This window comes from Thalassoglobus polymorphus, assembly GCF_007744255.1.
Lineage (GTDB): Bacteria > Planctomycetota > Planctomycetia > Planctomycetales > Planctomycetaceae > Thalassoglobus > Thalassoglobus polymorphus.
In genome coordinates this window covers 2,780,991-2,807,432 of sequence record NZ_CP036267.1, presented here as the reverse complement: position 1 = coordinate 2,807,432, position 26,442 = coordinate 2,780,991, and the positions used below count along the sequence as shown (strand labels likewise).

Below are 26,442 nucleotides of genomic sequence, written 5' to 3'. Positions count from 1 at the left end.
GTTTTGACAAAGCAGCTCAGGGGGAATCTCGAAATGCTGGCTGTTTAACTACCAGATCGCATTTTTCTTCGAGCCTGAGACCATCAGGTGACTTGCTGTCGAAACTGTATTGCAGACGCCACTTTTCCCGCGCTCCCCAACGTTCACAAGCTCACAGGTGTATCATGACAACAAGAAAACGAATCGGCTTTACTCTTATTGAACTCTTGGTAGTGATTGCGATCATAGCCATCTTAGTCGCACTGTTACTGCCAGCTGTTCAGCAAGCACGAGAAGCTGCTCGCCGAACCCAGTGCAAGAACAACCTGAAGCAAATTGGTCTGGCCCTTCATAATTACAACGACACTTTCGGTCGGCTCCCTCCTGGCATGATGGCAGACATTGATGACAGCAATGGTTGCGATGATGACGGCTTTGGTTTTATGTACGCAATTCTTCCGTACATTGATCAAGCACCGCTTTACAACCAAATGGAGGGATACTTGAACAGCACAGCGATCACCACGTCGCATCCCAACAACAATCGGTTTTGTGTGCTAAAAGGGCATGAGAGTACTTATGGCGGGATTATTCCTGGTGGGGATACAGTCATCAGTGGGTATCGTTGTCCCTCTTCGACGCTTCCTTCCGTCGTGCCTGCAACATTTTCAGTTTCGGGAAGTGGTGCTGGCGCGTTGCCTCCCGAGGAAGATGCCATGATCGGATACGCGTTGTCTGATTACAAAGGGTCAGGCGGAGGTCCACGCGATGGCTCTGGGATGCTTCCAAAACAAGCAGACGTTCCTGGAGGACGATTGTTCCGGGATATCACAGATGGATTGACCAACACGATGCTCGTTGGTGAAAGCTCGTATGTGACGACAGATGGTTCTAATAGCGAAGTTGAGGATTGGCCAACCTGGATTGGTGGCGTTGATACAGACGAGCCGATTCGCTTCGAAGCTGAAGCTGAAGATCCTATCAATGGACGCGTCTCGCCGAATGATATGTTCAATGCTGTGAGCGATGATTGTGCCTTCAGTTTTCATGTCGGAGGGGCACAATTCCTCTTTGGCGATGGATCAGTTCATTTTCTCAGCGAGAACATTGATCTCGTGACCTATGGGAATCTTGGTGACATCGCAGACGGAAATGTTGTTGGCGAATTTTAATCCGAATCTATCTTTAGCAACACGCGAATCAACATGGATTGGTTCGCGTGTTCTTTTTAGTTTGAGGTCATAATGTACAAATTGAAACTGTTGATACCTGTACTGATCTGTTTGGTTTCAGGGTGTGGAGGCGGTGGACTGAAAGAATTTCCCACCGCTGAGGTGACAGGTGTTGTCACGTGTGATGGAAGCCCGGTTGCGAATGTTCGGGTCTATTTCTCCCCCACTGCATCCGGCAAGGACGCGAATGTCGGGAAATCTGGATGGGGAACAACGAAAGAGAATGGTGAGTTTACGATCTCAACATATGGGTCGGAAGATGGTGCTGTGGTTGGAAATCACAATGTGAGTGTTGACGCACCTCACCCAGAACGATTCCCAGACTTTGAGTGTAACTGTGACACAGACAGCAACAGAGTCCTCATGGAAGTCTCGATCTCCACTGAAAAAGAAAATCGATTCATGATTGACTTACCGGAAAAACCAAAAAGACGGCGGAATACGAAGTTGAGTGATGACGATCTGGATGACCTGGAAGATGACGATTAGAGAATCTTTCGAATTGGTTTGCAGGATCTGCCTCGTGACGAACAGCATTTTAATAGAACCAGTCCGAAAACTACTGGAATGGTCGCTTTCCTCAACGTTTGAGAGAGCAATTTCAAGCTTCAGGATCAGTTCTAGAGAAATGCGTTCTTCACGGGCACACGGTAGAGCAAACTGTTCTAGATCGTTGACAGACTCTATTGTATTCTTCAATTCTTGATGCGACTTCATGTTGAACAACTCCTCGGAACCGTTCGATCTTACAGAACGCCTGCACCGCCCCGTAGCAATCGATTGGCTTGTCTTCTATCGCATCGCGTTTGGAAGCGTGATGTGCTGGTATGCATGCAAGTTTCTGTCATCAGGGACAGTGGAATTGTTCTATACAATTCCACTGATTCATTTCCCGTATGATGGATTTGAGTGGGTGCGTCCGGTGGACGTGAAATTTGTCTTCGATGAACAGACCTACGAATTCATTCACTTCCAATATCTGATCATGGCGTTGACAGCGTTCATGATTGCAGTCGGTCTGTTTTATCGCGTTGCAGCAATTCTCTTCGCGGTTTGCTTTGTGTATGGCTTCCTGATCGATAAGTCCTATTACCAGAATCACTATTATCTGGTTTCACTGTTATCGCTACAGCTTCCATTCCTCCCCGCGCATCGTGCATGTTCTGTTGATGCCTATTTCTTTCCATCTATCCGATCACAGCTTGTCCCAACATGGACGTTGTGGTTGATCAGGTTTCAGATTGGCGTCCCATACTTCTTTGGAGGGATTGCGAAGATTGATCCGGACTGGCTACGCGGACAGCCGATGAGAATGTCCATGGCTGCCAAGACAGACTTGCCACTCATCGGTGGTCCATGGATGGAGCAAGAGTGGGTTGTCATGACCCTGGTTTGGGGAGGGATGCTCTTCGATATTTTGATCGTCCCTGGTTTGCTCTATAAGAAAACTCGCCCTTTAGCATACATACTCGCGGTCGGCTTCCATCTCGCGAATTCCGTCATCTGGACAATCGGCATATTTCCCTGGTTCATGATTCTAACAACGACCGTTTTCTTTGAACCGGACTGGCCTCGACGATTGTTTGTCTGGATAAGGCGAAAATCCTATGTCTCCTCTTCAATCGATCACAAGGCTTGGAAGCCCGCCTCTGCCAGAATGCAGAACCTGACAACTTGCTTTTTTATACTTTATGTGAGTTGGCAGTGTCTCTTTCCGCTTCGCTCTTTCGTGTATCCCGGAAATTCAAATTGGGATGAATACACTCATCATTTTGCCTGGCACATGTTGTTGAGGGCAAAGGAATGTGGTCTTCGAATCTATGCGACCGATCCCAGTTCTGGGAGGTCGGGAACTGTCGATCTTCGGTCATACGTTACGGGACGACAATTAGGAGTGATCTCACGTGACCCCAGAATGATCCATCAACTTTGTCGATTCATTGCTGAAGATCTGGAGCAACGTGGTCACAGGGGAATTGAAATTCGTGCATTAGCACTTATTTCTCTCAACGGTCGAAAACCGCAAGTTGTGGTTGACCCATCAGTCGATTTGGGGCACCTCCCATTACCCAGTGGGTATCCGGATTATGTCATGCCGCTGACTGAACCGTTTCGACACGATGCCTGGGACTATCCTCTCTCTGAATGGGAGCATCGAATCGACCTGAAGTTGCCGCCTCAAATGCAGTTGTCATCCCGGTGATAATTTGCTCTTGTAGCATGCGCGAGACACTACGAATCGACATCAAGAACTCCGTCTTAAAGAAACTCATTTTCCGGTCTGTCATGCTTGCTGGCAGTGCTGAAATCGCTGGTGACGCTCCAGTCAGTAGACACCGGTCGGATAAGCGTGACGTTTGACGGTTGAAAAGTGTCGCACTGGTTTAGAATTGCCTCTGAAACATGAGATTTCTCTCTCAAGCGTTGGGAAAAATAGCGATTCCAGAGGTTTTCGGCCAGCTTCCAGATTACTCAACATCTCCGTATAGAACGAAGCTGGCCCAGTAGAACGGGTGAGCTGCATTGTTTTCTGCACGACGTTTCTCGATCTGTGTACGCTGAGCTTGGGAAATGGCTGAGCGTCGGTTGTGGCGAGCCGCTAACTCTTCGTAGAACGCACGAATAAGATCGCGAGTTTCACCGTCAGGGACTTCAAAGAGAGTTGTCAGTATCGAATGAGCACCAGCGTTCATGAATGCTCGTCGAATTCCGTGGACGCCTTGCCCTGAGGATACGTCACCTAACCCACTCTCGCATGCGCTGAGCACGACAAGTTCTGTATTTCGAAAATTCAGCCGAGCAATTTCCTGAGCGGTCACCCATCCGTCCTCGAGCTTTCGTTTTTCATTCGTGACTGACGAAGAGCGATTCGCCCCGGCGAGAACGATCCCCGAACGAAGAAGTGGATTGTCTGCAGCTCGCAGCCGCGAAAGATTGGAAGTCGATCGGACAGAACCGCGTTCGAATTCATCTTCTTCTGCCGAAGGGACATAAAAACCGTGGGTTGCCAGATGGACGATTCTAGCGGCGTGAACTGACTTGAAGACTTCTTCGACGGCAGCATCACCAACAAAAACATTGACTGGTTGATAAGCCGTCGAGCTCAGGATTGTCTGCACATCATCAGCTTCTAATTCTGCTCCCGGCAATCGTTTCCAGCGCAGTGATCGCAAGTCGATCCCGTTCGCTCCTCGCAACGCAACCAGATTTTGAGATTGCTCCTGTTGTTTTGCAACGACTTGCTCGCGAACTTCAACCTCGGCATCGAAGTTCGGATTTGAGATCACTAGAGTCCCCACTCCTGGCGGTTCGTGCTTGCGTGTCAGGTCACGGGCGGACGATACGTAGCTGATCTCTTTCGTCTCAACGAGATAGTGGTCTGAGTTGTCGACAAGTGCAGAGAACGGGACTCCAGAAATCCCCGCGTCGGGACTTATTGTCAGAATTGTCACCTGATCGAGGTGTTCTTCAAACGGCCCAAGCAGACGATGATACAAGTTCTGAGAAAGTTGTCGGTATCGTGTTTCCAGTTCTTCTTCCGTTGACAGACGCAGCATTCTCGGAAATCGACGAGTTTGCTCTCGCAACTCTTCTATCAAGTCGTCGATCTCTTCAGCGTTTCCCAAATCTGCAAATTGAATCTGGGTCTGTTCATTCTCCCTGCGAACGAAGAAGGCAATGTACCCAGACGCACCGGCTGCAAATCGGTTCACCTTCAGGAATTCGATGTAAGCAGTGTTGCTTTCGAGCTTCGATGAGAGTTGATCTGTGTCGAGTTGAAATTCGCTGTTGGCGGCAACCAGATTATGTAATCGCTCGTTCAGCTTCCCTTGTTCTTCGGAAATTTCCCTCTGTTTCTGTCGGCGTTGAGCTGCAAGTTCGCTTTCGGATCGTGTGCCGTCTTGACCGAGCGTCAAGTCTGCGAGTTCCTGATTAAGCACTCGCAGTTTTTCGATCAAATTGAGAGTTTCGGAATCGAACGATTGTGATTGTTCAAAAGTCTTCAAACGGCAATTCAAGTCGAGAGACAGCCCCTTTCGTTGCATCGTCCAGTCGAGAGCCATTCGAATATCAGAGGGAGCCGGTTGTTTCTTGTTGATGATCGAGATCAACAGGTCGAGTGGTCTCTCGTCTTGGTCGAGCAGACTTGTGAGCGAAGTGTCGCTGAGCAGTCGACCGATTTCGGAGAGTTGACGTTGCTGAAGTTGAAGAGAGTTCTCCACGTGCTTCAAAGCTGAGTGGTCCTCTCCAAGGACGTGCTCAACAATTGCAAGCTGGAAAAGTGTTTCTGTGATGACCCGTGATTCAGCCCCAAAGAGTTTCCGTTGAAGATTGAGGGCTTCCGTTAGATTGTCGCGTGCCTGTTCGAACTGGCCGTTTTTTCTTTGAGCGATACCAAGTTTTTGTTGAGCGGACTGTTGCAGCTTGTAGTGACTCTTACGATGAGCCAGTCCGATGACCGCTTGCTCAAACAGTTTTGTCGCTTTCTCGATGTCATCCCAACGCAATTGTGCGTCGCCATACTCAATGAGAAGTTCGAAGAATTCTGCAGACTCAGCACGATCGGCAACTTCGTATGCATTCAACACCTCTTCAAATCGTTCACGGGCTTCGATTTTACGAGAGTCGTCGGTTGCCGTTGAAACTGCAACGGTGGCTGCACTGCGAAGTCGGTCACGTTCGGTGACCTCCTTGAGTCTTTGAATGATTTCATGCGATCGGAGAATCTCGGCATGTGCCAATCTTGGTTCACCAATTCCGTAATAGATTTCGCCGAGCAGGCGAATCGCATTGGCATACTCTCGATTCTCCGTCCCCCAGAGTCGTCTGAAACCTTCGCTTGCCGAACGAGCCAACGGCAAAGCCGAGGAATAATCTTCGATCTCTGCATAAACCTGTGCGAGTTCGAATTGGGCAGCAAAAGTATCGATATCCTCGTCGCCCCGGGACTGCGCAGTATCAAAGACACTTTTTTTAGAAAAACTGAGTGCCTCTTGATACTGTCCCAGTGCTCGCATGAGACGTGAGTTTCGAGTCATAAAGGTGAGCGAATCTGGATGCCCGCTCCCCAGTTTAGAAGCCCCGCAAGTGTAAGCTAAAATGCTCATGGAGATCGCTTGCTGATAGTTTTCCTGCTCCTCAAAGTACGTAGCTGCTGCCTTTGCATAATTCATCATTGCAAGATTCAGCGGCCCCAGAGTTTCGGTAGACTTCTTGAGAATGCTTTCTGAACGACCAAGCAGTTGCGGGTCAATTCCCACATTATTGTGATCTTTCAACGTCTGGGTGTCTTTGAAGAGTTGTTCGTAGGCTGCGAGGTCCTCTCCTGTGAGCGCTGCAATCCGTCGGGCCAGTTCGAGTTCTTGTTCGAGCCTTCTGAGAACATCGGGAGCATCCGAGTAGAGAATTGCTTCTGAGTCCTGTGCAAACTCTCGCACTTCAGCGACGCGATCCCAGGCATGCAATTGTTCATAGTACTTCCTCAACCAGAGAAGATCGTTATCGAAGTACCCCCATTCGACACGATCAATTTTGTTCAGATCGTCAATCTTCTGATACTCAACCAATGCGAGATCGAGTTGCTGGAGTGCCTCACGTTTCCGATCAGCAAGCAATGCGGCGTGACCACTTTTCAGAAAGAATTTCCCTCGAACAAGAGGATCGGCATCGAAATGTTTTTCAACAATTCGTGACACTTTTTGCAATAGTTTCGTAGCCTCGTCATATCGGTCCTGTTGAGCGTAGACGATTGTGAGCGAGTAGAGTGCGCTGCGATAAGATTCGATCGGACTTTCGTCGGGGTAACGTGCGATCAATTTCTTGAGAACTTGCTCAGCATTCTCAAAGTCACCAGTCTCACTGTAATGCTCAGATGCGTTGTACAGGCACCACTGATAAGTTCCGGTGTAGTCATTGAGAGACTTTCCGAATCGCGCTGCTGTCAGATTCGAGGAGTTGTTTTCAAAAAGTGAAATCGCCTCTTCGTAATATTTGATCCCATCGAAGTAACGACCATAAACACCTGCGATATTTCCGAGATAGTTGAGTGTGACCGCAAGGTCATAATTCACGTTGTCGTTCTGGTTGTTGCGAAACAGGTCCACCGCTTTCGCCAAAAGGTGCCTCGCTTCGTACGGATCATCGAGGTTGTAGTACAGTCCTCCGAGCGAGGCGATTGCTAAGGAATGAGCATAGCATCCACGACTAGGGCGTGATTCCCAGAGTTCAATCGCCTTGCTCAAATGTTCGATTGCTTCTTCGTCCAGATGTTTAGCTAAGAGACAACCAAGAACTGTCAATGCTTCAATGTATTCATCTGAATTCTCAGAGAAGGCAGTTCGAAAACCGGTCACAGATTCACGCGTCAACTTGAACCTTTCTGGACTGCTTGAATCGAAGTGTTCAGCGAAGTCCATACAGGCGGTCGCATAGAAGGGATGAGTTTTTCCGAAGACATTCCCTGTCACTCTCAGAAATTCGTTGATCTGGCTGACGAGTATTGCATGGTCCTGCTCGCCAAGAATCTTGGGGTCCGTGAGTAAGTCCAGAACATCAAATCGGGCCCGCAACGTTTCAGAGTTCTTGCGGCCAAAGAGGTCCGCGAGCTTGGCATATCGCTGTTTCGCAATCTCAACGGCTTGCTGTTGTTCGCCAGCTTGGATGAGTGATTGCATTTGCTGGTGCAGTGACTGAATTTGCTGATACGTTTCTTTCTGTTCTTTTGTCCATGATTGCCTGTCAACAGTCATGACCGGATCAATTCGAATCTCGATCGTACGAAAGTTTTCTTCGCCCCACTGTTCTAAAGCAATTTCATAGGATTCCTTTGCCAGTTGCTCAGCTCTTTCCCAATTCTGCTCTTCCCATTCCGCACGAGCAGTCCTCTGGAGTGCGATGCAAAATTGATCCGCGATGATCTGTATATGACTTGGAAGCAATCCTTCGCGTTTTCCTGTCGAGTAAGCTTCTCGGAGAGGTGCAAGGGCATCGTGGTGCTGTCCTGTCGAGATGAGCAAATATCCTTTGAGCGCCTTTGCGGAAATACAAGTCCCCTGATACGAGGCTCCGGACTGCCTGAAATGTTCGATTGACTTATTGACGTAGTCGAGGCTGATTTCGGTCTTCCCCAGGTATGCTGAGTGCTCTGCGAGTAAATACATGAGAGCGGCGTGGTTCGGATGTTCTGGATGCTCGACCTGTTGCAGTTCAATGCGGAGTCTCTCGAGTTGAGTTCCGACTGTCTCGAGTCGCCCAAGTCGCAGTTGCGCGGATTGAACATGCATCATCGCCATGATCGCCAACGGGGCCCTTTCGCCGAAGATTTCTCGACTCAGGCGGGCGTAGTTCTCAGCAGCTTCGACTTGACGGTTCGGGTCATTTCCTTCCATCGTCAACTGAAGTTCCCGAGCCGAACCGAAGAGTTCCTGGCGGTCTGTCAGCGGAAGAGAGAGCAGTTTGTTGATGACCAATTCGAGATGTTCAGCTTCGGATTGCTGCCAACTCTTCTCAGGGGCGTTCTGGCGATATCGACGAATTGCTGAGTCCAAGAACCGCCGCGCCCGTTCCACTTGATTGAGTTCCAAGGCATAATTGCATAAGAGAACATATCTCTCAGCGATTCGAATGTTCTCTTCTTCTTTTCCGTTGAAGAGCTTCTGCTCGACCCCCAGCAGTTGAAGACCCATATCAAGCGCATCAGAAACATTTCCGTTCTTCCAGGTCTCCTGGACCTTTCGGTTCAATTCAATTCGCGCCTGATTGAGATCAGAATGTGCAGCCGTCGCTTCAAAATCAGCCTGTCCAAGACCTGTGGCTGGATTTATGGAGAAGAGCAGGGTGACGACTAAAAAGATTCGATTCATGGTCAAGCCGTGGCGTGTTTATGCACTGTCAGGAAATCATCATGTCTATAGCATGTTCTTAGATTGTATGTTGAGTAGATCACGTCACAAAATGAAGAACTGAAGAAGTCCACGTTATTTCAATTGATTGATCGCTCTGTCAAAAGGCGTTGGCTATCGAGTTTTCAGATCGGTGGCAATGACCTGATTAAAAAACGAAATCTCGTCTTTCTCATAGGCAGGGAAATCTTTCATCCCAATGGCGGCCGAATTGATTCTTAAGGAGATTGGACCGATTCAATCAGCTTCGATGACGACATGAAAACGCTTTGGTTTCAGGTCCTGACTACAAAAATGTGAGGTTCGTTGTACAATTGTCGCTGCCGCAAGTACACAGCCATCGAATCCGGGACCACTTTGATGACTCGAGCACTGACCCTGATTTTTTCAGTCTTGCTTTTTTCATGCAGTAACAAAGCAAGCTGTCAGGAACCCACGGGCGACCAACTTGATCAACAAGTTCACTGGATTCTGAAGAATAAATGCTCAGTCTGTCATGACGAACTGGGTGATGAAGCGGCATCTGGCGTCGGCGATCTGCTCGAGCTCGAAGGACTTTATGAGTACTATCTCGATCCAACCGATGAGGAGTTACTCAACGATTTGCTACTGGGCGACGATGCCCGCATGCCAAAACCCAAGTACGATGACGTTGCCTGGAACGGTCCGCTTACGAAAGCTGAAAAGGCAACTCTTCGCGAGTGGATTCATCGTGGAGGAGCGAGTGATGAGTATGCTTCAAGCCAGGAGGCTGAACCGCGTAAGATGATCTCGCTTCGTGAAATGATGGAGGCGATGGCAAGCGACCTGCAAACACTTTCAGGAACAAAATTAGAGAACGCACGCTATCTTACGCTGACGAATCTTCATAATCGAAACGACGTAAGCGAAGACGAACTGGAAATCTATCGGGCAGCGATCGTCAAAACATTGAACTCGCTTTCACAGTCGCCCGATGTTTTAGGCCTCGACACTTCGACTGCCGCTCAAAAGCTAGTCGCTGTTGATTCGGCTCGGACGATCTTTCGGTTTGACTTACGTCACATTGGCTGGGACCGGAAAAAATGGGATCGTGTTGCCCAGCACTATCCGTTTGCAATTGAAGTTCGCGAGGGGACAGGGAATGTCGTGTATGAACTGACTTCTTCAGAGCTACCATATCTACGAGCTGACTGGTTTGTCTTTGCAACACTTCAACCGCCGCTCTATCACGAAATGGTTGAGATTCCCCCGACGTTAGCCCAGCTTGAGCAATCGCTAGGGATTGAACGGTTTCGGGAAATTCGCAATCGCAATGTCGCCCGATCAGGAATGATTGAGTCAAAGGTCTCAGACTACAACCGTTTGCTGGAACGGATTCCATTTCGAGGAGGTGGCTACCACTTGAGTTACGACAACGGTTCCAATGATGGTGAATCGAATTTTATGGATTTCCCATTCGGCCCAAAGGGTGTTGGACTTACAAACAAATATGAATTCAAGCATGACGGCGGAGAGGCGATTTACAATCTCCCCAACGGTTATCAGGCGTATATGCTTGTCGACGCTGAAGGTCAGAGGCTCGATGTTGCCCCCTCTTCAATTGTGCAGGATGGAACGATGCCGAGAGATGCAATCATCAACGGTATCAGCTGTCTGAGCTGTCACTTTCAGGGAATGAAGCCGGAGAAGTACTCGCCGCGACTGGCTCAACTTGATGTGCTTCGCGAGGAGGTGTCTGGAAACTTCGTTCGATTCACTTCAGATGAACGAGAACTTGTGAAAGAGCTTTATCCCCCGCATGCCGAATTCGAACAACTGATTGAGAATGACCGAGAACGCTTTCTTCGAGCATTGGAAGAATCTGGAATTCCGCAACGTGGTGCGACGGAGCCAGCTCGTGAACTGTTCAACCGATTCAAGAGAGACCTTGATACGGAAGGGCTCGCAGCAGAGTTTGGAATGAACCCAGACGAATTTCGGGAAAGAATGTCGCGCGAAACCGAAACACGGCAGTTGTTGAGAGTTTCTGAACAGGGAATCTTCGATCGTCAGCGTGTCTTCTCTCAGTTCGCCAGAATTGCACGACTTGTGGGGCTCGCCGAAGTTCGTACATCCAAGCCGCTGCCGTTTCCCTACTTCGCAGAAGAAACGATGCAGTTTGCAAAAAACGATGCGGTTCAGGCCGCAGCAAACCCTACTGTGGGATCTACAGGGGTGTCTCTCGTTGATGCGGAGAATCGCGATGGACAGCTGCAAGTTCAATTATGGACAGCCGATCAGCGCCAATCCTATGAAGTCGGAGATCTCCTCGAAGTCAGAGTTAGGGCTAACGAAGACTGTTTTCTGACTCTCATCTCGGTCGACTCGGTTGGCGAGCTCACTCTGTTAATGCCCAATGCATTTCACGGGCAGTTTAGAATGAGAAAAAATCAAACCGTAACAATCCCAACACCTCAGATGGATTTTGAGTTCATTGCACAACCGCCAACAGGTCCCACGATCGTGAAGGCGATCGTCTGCAAACGACCACTTCCCCTGCGCGATATCACTATCGAGCGGCTCAACAAGGAGATCTTCCCATCACTCGGTCGCGCCAAAGGATTTAATGTTCGCAAGAGGGAACAACCGCCTGAACGCTCATCAGAGGAGATACTGTCGGCTCCACTGACCCTTGAGGAGATCGGAAATATTTTTTCACGAAACGAGTGGGCGACAGCCAGTATCAGTGTGGTAATCCGTCCCAAATAGATCAAGAATACAAGATGTTTACTTTTCAACCTTCAATGTGAAATGATTCTTCAGCTCCTAAGAGGGTTTTTGATTCAAGCACAAATCGAGTGAGGCTCATAACTCTCGAACAAATGTAAAATTTTTGTCAGGAGCAGGAAAATCTGAATGAAATTTGAAACGCATGTGATGCAGATCCGTCAGTTCACTAACGACGATATTCGATTCCGCTCCATCCAGGGCAGGTCCAATATTGGTCTTACCGTTCTGCCTCGTGGCGAGCAGTCTATGAAGTCATGAAAGTGACCTTCACGGGCACAACAAGTATTGATAATGCTCTAAAGGGAATACATCCAAATGATTCGAACTCCACACTTGCTGCAACTGACCGTGATATTTAGCGTCGCCGCCGGGCTGAGTTCAACTGCGTGGTCTCAATCGAATGGGCTTGTGAAAGAGCGATTTTTGCAACCGGAGACGTCGACAAAGTCGATGCAGCCAAACGACCTCGGCCTGGCTGGGAGGTCCGACAAACAGAACAAGAATGCGGCAATCGCCGCAGGCCTCGAAAGCACTGATGGAGAAAAGTCTCTTGCGCTCCGAAATGTGTTAGGACAAAAGAGTGCAAAACTTGGCGTTGGTCAGCTTCAGCCATTGAAAAACAAAGTGGCTAACAATCGGCATGCTGGAGAAGAATTTTGGTCGACGGCATTCGACGGGATTAAAATTAAACAGGGAGAGTCGAAAGGGGGGCTCCCGACCAGAGAGTCTCAGCTTCAAAGCGGTTCGTCAAAGAAAGAGGTTTTGAGCCTGGAAGGCTCGCATGGCATTACGAGCGAGACTCTGTCGAAACTGAACAAAAATGCTGAAGGGCTTAAGTAATGAACCTCTTTGTTACGCCCCGATCGGACAAGCTGCGAATCGCATTTGCGACGCTGGCGATCATTTTCGTCGCTGCGGACGCGAACGCAGAAGTGACGGAGAAACATCGGGAAGTTGCACAATCAACATTTGATCGACTGATTGAGGTCATCGAGCGCCCCGACGGTTGGGATGTTTGGCCTCCCAAACTCGACATCATTGATAGTCCCGAAGTCCAGGCGATTGCCTATCCGACTCAAACAGACGAGGGGCTCACACCGAATATCAAAGTGTATGTCGGATTAATCGAGAAAGTCGCTGACTATGATCCAGAAATTCTGGCATTCGTGGTCGGACATGAAATCGGTCATTTGGTCTACTTCCATTCGCAGGAAGGGCAGGAGTGGTATCAAAAATTCGGTAGCACCAAGATCTCAACAGCGGTCACTGCCGCCAATCGGGATCAAGAACTTGAAGCCGACTTCTTCGGAATGCAAGTCGCACTCAAAGCAGGCTTTTCACATCGTGGCGTGCGTCGAGCCCTTGTAGGGATGGCAAAAGCGATGGGGAAGAACGACTACTGTTCTTTTGAGGGCCTGCAGGCGTCGCATCCATCTTGGGATACGCGAGCGTCCTATCTGCAACAGGATAAAGTACAATTAGAATTATGGCGTTCGATGACCGCCTTCAATAACGGAGTGCTCTTTCTGGAAACTGAAAACTACGTTCATGCTGAATTCTGTTTTCGCAGAGTCGTCGAAGAGTTTCCTGAATGCTACGAAGGCTGGACCAATCTCGGATATGCACTCTTGATGCAATACGCCGATGCTTTCGACAAGGACGACCTCCGATCATTCGATATCGGTCACATCGTGGTTGGTGGTTTTTATCGCAGACCAGAGTCTTTAACTTCGCAACTGCGAGCGATTGACCCCGATCTTTGGTACGAAGCAGTTGGAGCTTTCCGTGAGGCCCTGCGACTCAAAGACCGTCTGGGCATCGAGGACGAGATGATTCTCGTGAAAGCGAATTTGGCGGTCGCCTATCTGATTCATCCCAATGGGAAGCAGGTTGGTGAAGCCGAAAAATACTTTGAAGAAATCTTTCAGCTATTCGAAGATCCAGCGAACACCAAACAGCTTGACCCGCTGGTTCGAGCAACAATCCTCATCAACGCAGGAGCAGGCCGCCCACTGAAAGAAGAACGAGTTGCGCAAGCCCTTGAGGATTTAAAGCAGGTTGCACAAGAAAGTCCTCAAAGCAAAACGCAGGTCAATACATTGACGGCTGCATTGGGGTATTCTCAAGCACTCCAACTTGCTGCGACGGGAAAGCCGAATGACAAGTCTTCAGCTGTGAAGTTGCTTGAAAAGTACCTCACCACTATCAGCCCTGCGAGTGCCTGGTGGCCGGTTGCATATGAGGAATATCAAAAACTTGTTGAATCCACGGGTGGCACACCGAAGTTGATCGATGATTTCAAGTCCCCTGGCGTCAAAGACTGGCGAACCGTCACCAGCGTGACGCTTTCGAATGGAACGACCATCGGTTTGTCACTTCCCGTCCGTGATTTAGAAAAAGAACTCGGAGTTGCAGATACTGTGATTCCCATCATCGAAGATACAAACCTTAAACGGCTTAGTTACAAAGAGCAGGGGATTTCAGTCCTGACCAGTCGGGATGTCCTCGCCATCTTTATGAAAAATGCCGATTCCCCCACGGTCAAACTCATCCGTCCAGGACTCGGAGGTGAGTCAGTACAACTGACAGTCGGCATGAAGCGCAGCCAACTCGAATCCTTACTCGGTGATGAGTGGGAAGTTGAGTTCGCCAGCATTGACGATCCTGATCAGGTGTATCACCTGTATCGAGATGTCGGAATCGCTGTGCAATTCGAAGACGGGCTGGTGAGTGAACTCGTTCTCGTAATGGTACCTCGAAGGTTAACTTAAAGGATTTAGTTCAGAACGGAATCGCTTTTACTTTTCTTATTGTGTGTCAACTCGATTTACCTTGATTTTCGCTAAAGGAATTCCCGCTGATGTTTTGCAACTCAACACGTATGGCCTCTTTTGTATTCGCACTCTTCGCTGGACTTGTCTTCACCTCGTCCGGTTTCGCCCAGGATGAAGATGCGGCCGCTTCTCTGGCAAAAGCTCACGAGCAACTGAGAGCGGTACTCGATAACACAGACAACCTCTTCTACAAGTCCGGCAAGGAGAACGATGGCAGCACGTTTTACACCGTGATCTGGGAGCATAATGATAACTCCGTCAAATTTATCGCCACGCTGAAGAAACTCGGTTTCTATGACGGAACAGATATCTATGGACTTTCACTCTGGACATATGTCGCAAATGAAGAGAATGCGGTCCCCCCAGCTGTCATCAAAGCGGTTGCGACAACGACAGATCGCTTGTCTCTCGGAAGTTTCAGTTGCTCACAAGATTTCACCAAAGTGTTTGCCAATGTCACGGCTTCGCTAGATGGGCTCACCCCTGCGTCGATGTGGTTTTATGCTGCCTATTTGCAAAGCAACAAAGAAGCGATGGAAGGGATCATCGAAGAGGCGATGTCTGCCTCGGGGCGATAATCGGTTTTCGGGCAAATTATCTTTTCAGATGAACGATTGGTCATTCCGGTTATCCATTCGACATGAAATTCATTCGCTTGAAACATTCTCTCTGGTTCGGTGGCATACTTTTTCTGATCCTTGGTTTCACGGTTCGGATACAAGCAGCCGATCCGATCCTTCGATTGGAAACGGGAGGCCATACGGCGAATTGCCTCTGGTTGGGCTTCACTCCAGATGGTCGCGAACTGGTGACTCTCGGTGCGGATAAAGTCATTCGTATCTGGGATGTCACCACTCCGTCCAAACCCCGATTGGACCGAACGCTTCGTATTCAAATCGGCGAAGGACAGTCAGGGATTCTGGTGGGTGGTGCGATTGCGCCTCAGGGAGATCTCTTGGCGGTCTGCGGACAGCTTGAGAATAATGTCTTTCTGTTGATCGACCTCAAGACTGGAAAGGTTTTCACAAGTGTTTCGGGCCATACAGGAACCGTTCGGTCGCTGGCGTTCTCTCAAGATGGACGATACCTGCTGAGCGGTGGAGACGGCATCACGATCGGGCTGTCCGACATTGATGCGTGGCGTCGAAGCGGAAACACCGAACTCCCCACGACGACTCTTGTCGGTCACCAGGGTGCAGTCTTCCATTGCACCTTCCTGGGGTCTGGACCAGGCATGAAAGTTCTTTCAACTTCCGCAGATCAGACGCTGCGCATCTGGAGTTATAATGGCGTTCAATGGGTCACCGAAAACAGACTTTCTTACGAAAATAGCTTTTACTATCAACCGGTCGCTGCTCCCAATGGAAAGCAGTTTGCTGCCACGGTCGTCAATCAGCCCGTTCGGCTGTTCAACTCAAACGGACGTCTTCTCCAATCGTACGGAAGCCTCACCTTTGATGATCCGCAAGGCATGATTCCAGTCGTCGACTTTTCTCCGGATTCGAGCAAGCTCATTTACGGAATGACCGGTCAGTTTAAACTTGGAGGGAGCGGCGTTTTCGATATTCAATCGGGCCGAATCGATTCTCGATTTGGCGAGCACAACAACACGGTCCAGACCATCGCAGCTCATCCTGATTATTCTAAAGGAAAACCACTCATCGCATCAGCAGGGGGAGACGCGAACGAGGTTTACATCTGGAATGGAACCACCGGAGAACGAGTTTCCAGGATCGTCGGTCGCGGTGCCGCCGTGTATGGGATCGCTGTGAGCGACGATGGAAAGCAGCTTGCTTTCGGTCAGAAGAATGGACGGTCAATCACCGTGAATGCCGATCATCCACTGACTCAGACTTTCGACTTTGATTCATTTTATCCTGGTGGACCAGCAACTGACAGCTGGACGAACTGGCGGCGGAGAAATGAAACTGCGAATGGCTGGTCCGCAACGACCCCGGAAAATCTTTTTGGTTCCATTGATCTCTTTCATCATGGACGACAGGTTTCGCGGATCGAGAACACCGCTGGGGGGAGAGTCATCTGCTACTCCTTCTCACCGGACGGTCGGAGAATTGTTGTCGGCTACGACTTCGCTCTGGCGATTTACGATACGGAAACGGGACGACTCCTCAAAGAGTTTGTCGGGCACGAGTCCACGATCTGGTCGCTCACGATCAGCCCAGATGGAAACACCTTGTACTCAAGCAGTGGTGACCAAACAATTCGAGCTTGGGATCTGAACGGTACGCCCGATCGAAATGGAGGAGTTTCTTCTCTGTTGAATTTCTTTGTCACGAGTGATGGTGAAGAGTGGATCGCCTGGACGAATGAAGGTTATTACACCGGTTCACCCGGAGCTGATGAATTCATTGGCTGGCACATCAATAAGGGGATCGAACATCAGGCCGACTTCGCAGCTGCCTGGCAATATTCGCGAGCCTTTCGGCGTCCCGAAATCGTTTCCCGCGTGCTTGAGGCTCGTTCAACATCCGAAGCGATTCGACTCGTCGCGAATCAACAGAATAAACCTGCTGCCCCGCAGCTTGATGTCGCACAAAATCAAGATGAACTTGCAGTACCTATTGTTCAGATTACGTCACCGAATGAGAATGCAAATACTGACGCGACGACGATCCGTGTTACAGGAACTGTGCAACCAACAGGAAGTTTGCCTATCGATGAGATTCGAGTTTTGGTCAATGGCCGCCCAGCGAGTGGAACTCGAGGATTTGTCGTTCAACTAAAGCCAAAGCCCAACGCCGGCAATGTCGCAGCTGCCAAACCGTTCGATGTTGAAGTCGGCTTGCTTGATGGAGAGAACCACATCGAAGTGATTGCGACAACAGCTTATGCCACAAGTCGTCCCGCGGCAGTTGTCGTCACTCGAAATGCGCCTGTCACGATTCGGCCAACACTTTACGTGCTGGGGATCGGGGTTTCGAAGTACGAACAATCAGATCTCAATCTCGCGTTTCCAGATGATGACGTGAACCAGTTGATTGAGGTCCTCAAGGAACAGTCTGGCGGACTCTATAAAGAAGTCGTTACGAACTCGCTCATCGATGAAGATGTCACCGACCGAAATATTCGGCGGGCACTTGTTGAACTTCAGAGGAGCGTCACCCAACATGATGTCGCGATAGTGCTCCTCTCTGGCCATGGTGACCTTGCTAACGGTCAATACTTCTATTGTCCTCACGATCATGACCCGACCGAAACTGCAATCTACGGAATTCGGTTTTCCGATCTCACAGAACCATTGAAGCAGATGCCCTGCAAAGTTTTACTCTGTCTCGATACATGCCATGCAGCAGGAGTGTTAGGACCGCAAGGGCAGCGGACAAGAGCGACAACTTCTGTTTTGAATCGTGCTGTTGCAGAGATGACCAGCCTTGAGTCAGGCATGGTAGTGATGGCGAGTTCCACCGGTCAGCAAGCGAGCATTGAGGACGATGCGTGGGGGCATGGTGCATTTGCATTGTCCTTGATCGAAGCGCTCTCAGGTAAGAGACACCCCAACGTGGAGAGCAGGCTCAAACTTCCCTGCGATCTCAACGGAGACGACGTGCTCGAGCTTGTCGAAATCGACGCCTACGTCACATCGAGAGTGAAAGAACTCACCGGAGGCAGACAGCAGCCGATTACAGAAAGAGGACGAATCCCATCTTTTCCGATTGCAGTCGTTCGGTAAGAAGCTAAAGCAGTTTGCTCCTCCATGTGCCCGTGAAGAACAGGTTTCACGAGTAAAAATGCTGTTCGCCACGAGGCAGATCCTGCAAATCAATTCGAAAGATGCTCTGAAACAATTCCGGCGAATTTTGAGTTTCTCCGCTTCAATCTGTCACAACTTCAAACCTGAACTGTAAGGGAGTTGTTCCCCCTTCAATTGTAAATGCTTTCTATTGTATGCAGATCGCGTTTTACGAAGTTATCGTAAGTTGTCTCAGTCGAAAGGTTTGATCATGCTCAACCATACACGAAAAATCTGCGTCATTGTTTGTCTTGGGGCAATTTTGAGCCTCACGAATACTTCCTTCGGTGAAGTCACCGATCGACACCGAGAGGTGACCGATCGAGTGATGAAGCGACTTCTTGCGGTGATGGGGAAGCCCGCAGGTTGGGAAGTTTGGCCGCCGGAGTATGAAGTAACCGATCCAGGGTTTGCGAATGCCTTTGCGATGTATCGGACTGAAGACGGTATCGACATCCCCAGGATCGAGGTCACTGTGACAACGATCGAGGAAATCGCCAAATTCGATGAAGAAGCTTTGGCTTTCACGCTTGGTCACGAGTTGGGGCATCTTTATCACCATCATAGCCACAAGAAGCTTAAGTTTCTGAAACAGTATGGGGACGATCTGAATGTCGTCTACATGGCGACTCAGCGAGAGTTCGAATATGAAGCAGATCTGTTCGGGATGCAGCTCGCTTTTAAAGCGGGATATACGCGGAAAGGATTGATGAAGGACTTGCAGGGTTGGCGTGGAGACTCAACACCGTACTGCAGGTACGAAGGTCTGAAACTCAGTCATCCGACATGGGAGGATCGCGCTCAATACCTGTTCGATGACAAGCAGGCGAAGTCTCTGTGGAGATCTCTCAGCTCATTTCAAACGGGAGTTCTTTTTCTGGAAAATCAGCATTATCCGCATGCGGAAGCCTGTTTTCGCGAAGTGACCACAGAATTTCCCGACTGCTATGAAGCATGGGCAAATCTGGGATATGCACTTCTCATGCAGTATTGTGATGCTTTGGATGCTGAGGATATTCGGAGTTTCGACATTGGTCATCTCGTTGTTGGAGGCTTCTATCGTCGTCCAGATTCACTGGAACGGCCCGTCCGTGGCGTGATCGACGATCTCTGGTTCGAAGCTGTCGGGGCATTTCGGGAAGCTCTTCGCCTCAAAGAGCGATTGCAATTCAAAGATCCCTTACTGATGGTCAAGGCAAACCTGGCTGTCGCGTATCTGGTGCATCCTGCCGGGAAAGATGTTGGTCAGGCTGAGCGCTGGTTTGAGCAGGTGTTCATTGCTCTTGAAGACGAAGAACTCGCGAAAAGTCTTGACCCACTGGTGCATGCCTCAATCCTGATCAATTCCGGATCGGCGCGAGGGTTCAAGCCTGATCTGGTTGTTGAGACACTCAAGATCCTTGCACAAGCGAAAACTGTCCGCGGAAACGGTCCGGCTGTCGTCGCGATGGAATCTGCGTTGCAATTCAATCAAGCTCGTACGCTGTTAGCTGAGAATGATCCAAAGAAGCAACAGGCTGCCCTGAAATTGTTCGAACAGTATTTGGATGGCATGACTTCCGCGAGTTCGTATTGGCCGATCGCATATCGCGATTATGTCACGATGGCGAAAGCCGTGGGGGTGACTCCCAAAGCGGCCACCGATTTTCGAAAGCCGGGTGTCAAGAACTGGCGTCCCATTACTTCTGTTGAGCTTCCCAATGGGAAGGTGATAGGACTCAGTCAAAGTATCAAAAAACTGATGGAGGACCTGGGGCCTGCGGATGTTGAAATTCCAGTTGCCCAAGGGACAAACCTGAAATATTACAAGTACAACGATTTGGGGATCACTGTTTTGGCGACACGCGAAGTCCTCGCAGTCATCTTCAACGACGAGACTGCACCGGGGATTACGGTTCGCCGCCCGGGACTTGGAGGAGATCGGGCAGAGGTCACCTTAGGGATGAAGAAGCGTGAGATCGAGCAACTGTTCGGTGACGACTGGGACTCAGAGTTAGTGCACCTTTTCGATGAAAACAATCTCTACGCACTCTATCGCGATCTCGGCTTGGCGGTTCTCTATGAGAAAGGGGTGGCAACTCAATTGGTGGTGACAGTCGTTCCCATGAACGGTGGAAAATAGTCCTTTTCAAGCTGTTCTCACTCTTCAATTTCAACCGATGACGACAATCCACATCTTAAATAGAGGTCAGAATGCCATGGGAATCTTCAGTCGATGCACGATACTCTACGTTCTCGTTCTTGTAATCTCTCAAACGACACTTGTTTCTGCACAAGATGGTATCCCCGATCAGGTTGCTCTTGAGGAAGCGATTGTTGCCTTGAAGGAAAAACTGGCAGGGATTTCTGATGACATTTTTCTGCGAGAACAAGAACTTGAAAATGGGATGAAAATCTTTCAGGTGATTTGGGAGATGGATGGGGAGACGTCCAAGATCACGTTAGAATTGCGTCCGTTGGGGCAATACAACCACAAACCGGTTTTTGGGCTTTTTGCCTATACCACTGTCGCGGAAGTTGACAATGGCTCGATGCCGCCTGCTGTCATCAAGGCAGTTGCGACGAGGAACGAGAAGACTGTCCTCGGTTACTTCAGTATGCCAGAATCTTTCGATACGGTTTACATGAACTCAAATACACCGTCAGATACACTCACCTCTGGACAGCTATGGATGATCTGTGCCTGGTTGCATAAGAATCGCGTCGAATTCAAAAAAGAAATTGATTCGATTTTGAAAGCGACCGGCCGATGAATTAAGCTATGAACTTGCACATCTCTCAAAGATTCGATCCGTTGATTGAGTCTTTGAGTTTCTTCTGTTGGGAGTTGAATCGCTGGAGCCGGACAATAGAGCCGAAAATGATCCTGCCGTAGAAACTGAACTCTTCGGCACCCTCAGCGGAGATCAGCCTTCCGCGAAGGCTTCAGCACCTCCAATGGTCCCGGATATTACAGGATTTCGAATCCTTTCTTTGCTCGGTCGAGGTGGGATGGGCTCTGTCTACCTTGCAGAACACCTCCAGTTAGGACGCCTGGTCGCGATCAAAATCGTTGCGAATGGGGCAACCGCTTCTGAGAAATTACTCTCCCGATTTCACGATGAGTCCAGAGCCGTTGCTGCGGTCACGCATCCGGGTGTCTGCCAAATATACGAAGTCGGAGAAGAGAACGGGCTGCCATTTCTGGCAATGGAATATATCAAGGGCGAAACGCTGTCAGAGTCAATTCGCAGGCAGCTCCCTTCGAACACCGATGTTGCTAAATATGTTCGCGACATCGCACTCGCGATAGAGGCGTGTCACCAGGCTGGAATCCTCCATCGTGATTTAAAACCAGCCAATGTCATGCTGACGTCCGACTGCACCATTAAAGTGATGGATTTTGGATTAGCGAAGCGCCTTGAAACGCAGGATGGAAGTCATACAAGGACGGGCGAAATTATTGGGACTCCGAGCTACATGTCGCCCGAACAGGCGAGCGGAGTCGTCAAACAGTTCACGCCAGCGACCGATGTCTACGCGATCGGAACAATTCTGTACGAGGCCCTTACGGGGCGGCCTCCATTCCAAACACCCGACGCAATGCAGACGATCATGATGGTTCTCACGGAAGATCCAATCAGTCCGCGAAAACTGCAACCTCGGGTTCCGGTCGACTTAGAAACGATCTGCCTGAACTGCCTGCAGAAGAAACCGGCGAAACGATATCAATCTGCTGCCAGTCTGGCTGAAGACGTTCAGAGATTTCTCGACAACGAGCCGATTCTGGCCCGAAAGACTCCCCTCTGGGAGCAAGGCTGGAAATGGGTTCGACGTCATCCGACCTACACCACCTTGGCGATGATGTTATTCCTTGTTGTCGTTGGTGCTGTGGTGGGAGTGTCGTTGCATGTTGACCGTCTGCAGGTCGAACTTGACAGGTCGGAAAGGCTTTTCGAAGACAGCCAGGAGCTCGGCGAATGGCTGGTGAATCGACACATTCCAGAGATCGCCAGAATCCGTGGAGGGACCGAGCAGCAAGAAAACTTGGTCGCCAGAACGCTGCAGCATCTTCAGGAGCTTGAGAGCGACATCGCTGCCGATCAAAGACTTGCCGAGTATCTCGCACAAGCGTATCTACGAATCGCCGAGGTCCAGTCCGACCCGTTTTTCGCAACCGAATCACGGCGTGAGCAGGCACTCGCCAGCTATCAAAACGCATTGAGACTCTTCGAAAACCTTGCAGACTTCGCTCCCCAAGACTCTGAACTCACTCTCTCTGCTCGCCTCCAAGTCTTAATCGAAATGGCTCGGATAAATATTCATCTGCACCGGTTCGATCAAGCAACTCAGTTGATTCAGCAGGCTTCCGCTCTTCTCCCTCCGAGCGGCTCCTCGAATCCAACGATTCAATTTGCAGAGCTTCAAATTTCTGAATTGGAAACGACAGTCGGACATCGACAGGGAAGCATCACACCGGAGAATGCACTTGCCAGATACCGAGACCTCTACAAATCCAGTATTCCGCTCGTAGGAAAGTTACCGGTCGCAGCTCGACACGATCTGTGTCAGGCTCGCCTGTGTCGGAAGGAAGTCGAAATCCGGAGTCAGCAAGGTGTGGATCATCAGGGAGATCGAAAAGTCGAATTGCAAACGGTGAGGAACTCGTTGAAGGAAATATTCCAACAGTCCAGCTTGGACAGGCATGCCTTATGGACGATTTCGGCGACTCAAGCGGAACTCGCTCGTCAGTTCCGCAAGGTCGGAGATGTCCAGGAGGCCGACAGCCTCTTAGAGGACGCAATCGACCAACAACAGGGTCTGGTGAGTGAGATTCTGCAGAGTTCCGTTCTTGTTCAGTCGCTACTGGAAATGCTTGAGCAGAAGATTGAGGTCGAACTTACACGTCCCAACCTTGATCAGGCATTGGAGTTTACGCGACAGCATCTCGCTGCCGCTGAGGAACTCTATCTTTCAAGTCCGGAAGGGTTTAGAAACGACTACCGAAAATCTCTTGAGTTGCTGGCTGAAGTGCAGAGGCGAAGGCATCGGTATCAAGAGGCTGAGGTCGCAATTCTTTCCGCAATAAAACTGCATCGCGATTCCCCTGACGAGACTCAGCAGTTGGCTCTCGCGAAATTACTGAAATTTCACGCAGAACTGATGGTCGAATCAACAGGTTCGCGCTCGATTGAACCAGAACGAATCAAAGCACTTCAGGCAGCTATCGACCGACTCAAGGCAAGCATTTCAATTTATGAGAGAATTGGTGCGCCAACCCAGAGCGAATCAGGTCCACTCTATTGGAAAACGATCTCACGCTTGCATGAATTCGAAGAGCAATTCGAACAAATTATGTTACATAGCAGAGAGCGTTCACGTTCAGTTCAGAGACCGACCTCTCCACTGTTGATTGGGCCTTCAGAAAAAACTGATTAGTGGTCTCTCAACAATCCAACTTCGGGTTAATAGATGTCATGATAGGGGCGAATTCTTCATGAATGTGAACTCCAGGTTGCCGACCCAGTAAGGCAAAAGACTGTTTCAAGATCTTGGATTCATTATCAATATCACAACATTCCGAGGTATCCCATGGTCGCTGACGACGCGGATCAATTTGTCTCCAGGTTCGATGCTCAACCGACACGTTGGAGCATGGTGCAGAAGGCTCATGGTCAATCTCTGACAGGCGGAGAAGAGGCACGCAAATACTTGGTGATGCGATACTCTCCTGCGATTCGGCGCTATGTGAGAGCAATCACCAGAGACGAAGATCAGGCAGATGAAATTGCTCAAGATGTGATGGTACGTCTGCTTCAGGGAGACTTCGCTGGTGCTGACCCTCAGAAGGGACGATTTCGCGACCTTCTCAAAGTGGCGATTCGAAACATGACACGAAACATTTGGACAAAGCAGAAAGTCCGCAAGACTGTCGATTATGATCTGGATTTGAATGCGGACGATTCTGAAAATGAAACAGACATTCTCTGGACAGATGAATGGCGACAGCAATTGCTTGAATTGGCATGGGATCAGCTTCAGGAACACCAGAACAGCCACCACGGGAGCGTCGCCTACACGATTCTAAAGTTGCGTACAGATGCCCCAGATGCTTCCTCAAACGAACTGGCGGAACGGCTCAGCCAGAAAATTGGGAAAACCGTACGAGCTGATCAAGCTCGCCAGCAATTACGCCGAGCGAGAGTGCGATTTGCCGAGTATCTTGTTTCAGAAGTAGCTGATGGGATTGAAGTTACGTCGCCTGACCGCATCGAAGAGGAGTTGGGGGCACTGGGGTTGTTAGAGAGAATCCGGGACGTTCTTTCCGAAGATTGGGCGTCAAAACATCAAGAAAAGGAAAATAATTCATAAGTTGCTGTCACAACTCCAAAGGGAGCTTGTACTGGGAGTGTCCAACAAAGAGACAAACCAAAACAAACAACCTTTTCACCGGAGAATGACATGCTTTTCACAACCCACAAAAACCTGTTTCGTAACCTGTTCAGCAACAACACATTCAAGCTCCTTTGCTGCGGCATTGCTATTGTCAACATACTCGCTGCCCCAAGCTTTGCTGCAAAGGGCAGACCAATTTTCGACGCTTCCGAGTATGAAGAGTGGGGACTCGACTATCCTGGAAAAACTCCCCAAACTGAAGACAAAGCAGATTCGGAGAAACCTGCGACTCCACCGGTGAGAACACAGACCGGTGCACAACCTCCCACGACTCAAACACCAGTGAGTCAGCCGTCACTGCCAACAGGTGGTTCTGTTCCTCAAGACATTGCAGATTCAATCCAACAAACTGCCGTGCACGTCGTTGTCTTTTACGCCGATGGAAAGCACATGGTCATGCCTGGTTGGATCGTCGACACGCAGCGACGCATCATCATGACTTTCAATTTAATCAAGGGGGCGGAGAAAATTCAGGTTGCATATCCACAAGTGACCGATGTCCCCGACGATAAGGTCTCTGGTTCGACCGTTGTGGTCCTGAAACATGACTCTGACATGGAGTTTGTTTATCTTCAAGCGAATTTCATGCCTGAGACACTAGCAAATTTGACTGCCTCTGCCCCTTCAACCAGCCAGACTGCGAACCGACCAGTCGTGGCGAACAAACCAACAGCCCCAACACCTCCTACTGGTGGCGGCCTAAATAATGGCGGATTCAACACTGGTGGACAGCAAGGCGGTTTCCAACGTCCAGCTCAGTCACACAACCCACTTGTCGGTCGGTGGTATCTACAGGACACTGTAAATGGAACTCGAATTCAAATTGGTGTCGCGTTTGATGCTCAGGGGCAATACGCAATGGAGATGGTCGCGGTCGACGGTTACGGTCAACAGAGCCATAACTCGACCTTCGGAACATACACGATTCAAGGAAACACTTTGATCATTAACTCCGAAGACGGTATCGAAAGATCAAACTTTAGATTTGAAAACGGACAGCTTCATGTTTACTTAGCTGCCGATGACACAACTTTGATCTTCCAACCAGCGTCGTAATCAAGTTCACTAGAGCATCTTTCGAATTGGCTTGCAGGATCTGCCTCGTGGCGAACAACAATTTTACTAGAGAAACGTGTTCTTCACGGGCAAGCGGTAGAGCAAACGGCTCTAATTAAAATTGTCAAAAGCCCTCGTTCTTCAGGAACGAGGGCTTTTTTTCGTGAATTTAGAGCATCTTTCGAATGAGTTATCAGGCTCTGCCTCGTGTCGAACAGTATTTTTACTATCGAAACGCGTTCTTCACAGGTTTACGATAGAGCAAACGGCTCTACCGATAGAACTCGAAACCATCACATTCGCAGGAAGCAGTGAGATGCGCGTTCCCGAAAACTTTCTCCAGGTGATTCAAAACAACCTGACGGGAATGGGAGACTTCCTTCTTGTTAATTGCCAATGCTTTTTGTTGTCTTTTTGTCAGCTTCTTGGTACGTTTCGTTTTCAAAAATTTCTCACTTCTTTGATCGGTGGTGAGGGATCATTCGGCTTTGCTGAGTAGGTTG

The 26,442-nt window shown here is 49.5% G+C and carries 14 protein-coding genes; 13 read left to right on the top strand and 1 reads right to left on the bottom strand.

Annotation, left to right across the window (positions count from 1 at the left end):
• Positions 1-164: 164 nt before the first annotated feature.
• From Mal48_RS10175 to Mal48_RS10165, 3 genes are all read left to right on the top strand, one after another.
• Entirely contained in the window at positions 165-1,151 is a 987-nt protein-coding gene (locus Mal48_RS10175) for a DUF1559 family PulG-like putative transporter (protein ID WP_145198607.1), read from the top strand.
• A 72-nt stretch (positions 1,152-1,223) separates the two neighbouring features.
• Positions 1,224-1,700: a transthyretin-like family protein gene (locus Mal48_RS10170; protein WP_145198605.1), complete on the top strand. Its 477-nt coding sequence runs from the start codon at positions 1,224-1,226 to the stop codon at positions 1,698-1,700.
• Positions 1,701-1,926: 226 nt separating this feature from the next.
• A complete protein-coding gene (locus Mal48_RS10165) occupies positions 1,927-3,414 on the top strand; it encodes an HTTM domain-containing protein (RefSeq protein ID WP_145198603.1) in 1,488 nt (495 codons plus the stop codon).
• Between the two features lie 265 nt (positions 3,415-3,679).
• On the opposite strand, the gene Mal48_RS10160 is transcribed toward Mal48_RS10165, so the two are convergent.
• Complete coding sequence (locus Mal48_RS10160) at positions 3,680-9,073, bottom strand: CHAT domain-containing tetratricopeptide repeat protein (RefSeq protein WP_145198601.1); 5,394 nt, start codon at positions 9,071-9,073, stop codon at positions 3,680-3,682.
• Between the two features lie 399 nt (positions 9,074-9,472).
• On the opposite strand from Mal48_RS10160, the gene Mal48_RS10155 reads away from it, so the two are divergent.
• From Mal48_RS10155 to Mal48_RS10110, 10 genes are all read left to right on the top strand, one after another.
• Positions 9,473-11,842, top strand: a complete 2,370-nt coding sequence (locus Mal48_RS10155) for a DUF4384 domain-containing protein (RefSeq protein ID WP_145198599.1) — start codon at positions 9,473-9,475, stop codon at positions 11,840-11,842.
• Between the two features lie 336 nt (positions 11,843-12,178).
• A complete protein-coding gene (locus Mal48_RS10150; protein ID WP_145198597.1) occupies positions 12,179-12,703 on the top strand; it encodes a hypothetical protein in 525 nt (174 codons plus the stop codon).
• Positions 12,703-14,634, top strand: a complete 1,932-nt coding sequence (locus tag Mal48_RS10145) for a M48 family metallopeptidase (RefSeq protein WP_145198595.1) — start codon at positions 12,703-12,705, stop codon at positions 14,632-14,634. The genes Mal48_RS10150 and Mal48_RS10145 overlap by 1 nt, the downstream gene beginning before the upstream one ends.
• Before the next feature lie 89 nt (positions 14,635-14,723).
• Complete coding sequence (locus Mal48_RS10140) at positions 14,724-15,275, top strand: hypothetical protein (RefSeq protein ID WP_145198593.1); 552 nt, start codon at positions 14,724-14,726, stop codon at positions 15,273-15,275.
• 62 nt (positions 15,276-15,337) lie between these two features.
• Complete coding sequence (locus tag Mal48_RS10135) at positions 15,338-18,388, top strand: caspase family protein (RefSeq protein WP_145198591.1); 3,051 nt, start codon at positions 15,338-15,340, stop codon at positions 18,386-18,388.
• Between the two features lie 271 nt (positions 18,389-18,659).
• A complete protein-coding gene (locus tag Mal48_RS10130) occupies positions 18,660-20,570 on the top strand; it encodes a M48 family metalloprotease (RefSeq protein WP_145198589.1) in 1,911 nt (636 codons plus the stop codon).
• A gap of 76 nt (positions 20,571-20,646) precedes the next feature.
• Positions 20,647-21,201: a hypothetical protein gene (locus Mal48_RS10125; protein ID WP_145198587.1), complete on the top strand. Its 555-nt coding sequence runs from the start codon at positions 20,647-20,649 to the stop codon at positions 21,199-21,201.
• Positions 21,202-21,268: 67 nt separating this feature from the next.
• On the top strand, positions 21,269-23,866 hold the full coding sequence (locus Mal48_RS10120) for a serine/threonine-protein kinase (protein WP_145198585.1): 2,598 nt from the start codon (positions 21,269-21,271) through the stop codon (positions 23,864-23,866).
• A gap of 153 nt (positions 23,867-24,019) precedes the next feature.
• Positions 24,020-24,799 carry an RNA polymerase sigma factor gene (locus Mal48_RS10115; protein ID WP_145198583.1) on the top strand — a complete coding sequence of 260 codons (780 nt, stop codon included), beginning with the start codon at positions 24,020-24,022 and terminating at the stop codon, positions 24,797-24,799.
• A 90-nt stretch (positions 24,800-24,889) separates the two neighbouring features.
• Positions 24,890-25,939, top strand: coding sequence for a hypothetical protein (locus Mal48_RS10110; protein ID WP_145198581.1), 1,050 nt, complete (start codon positions 24,890-24,892; stop codon positions 25,937-25,939).
• Positions 25,940-26,442 lie beyond the last annotated feature (503 nt).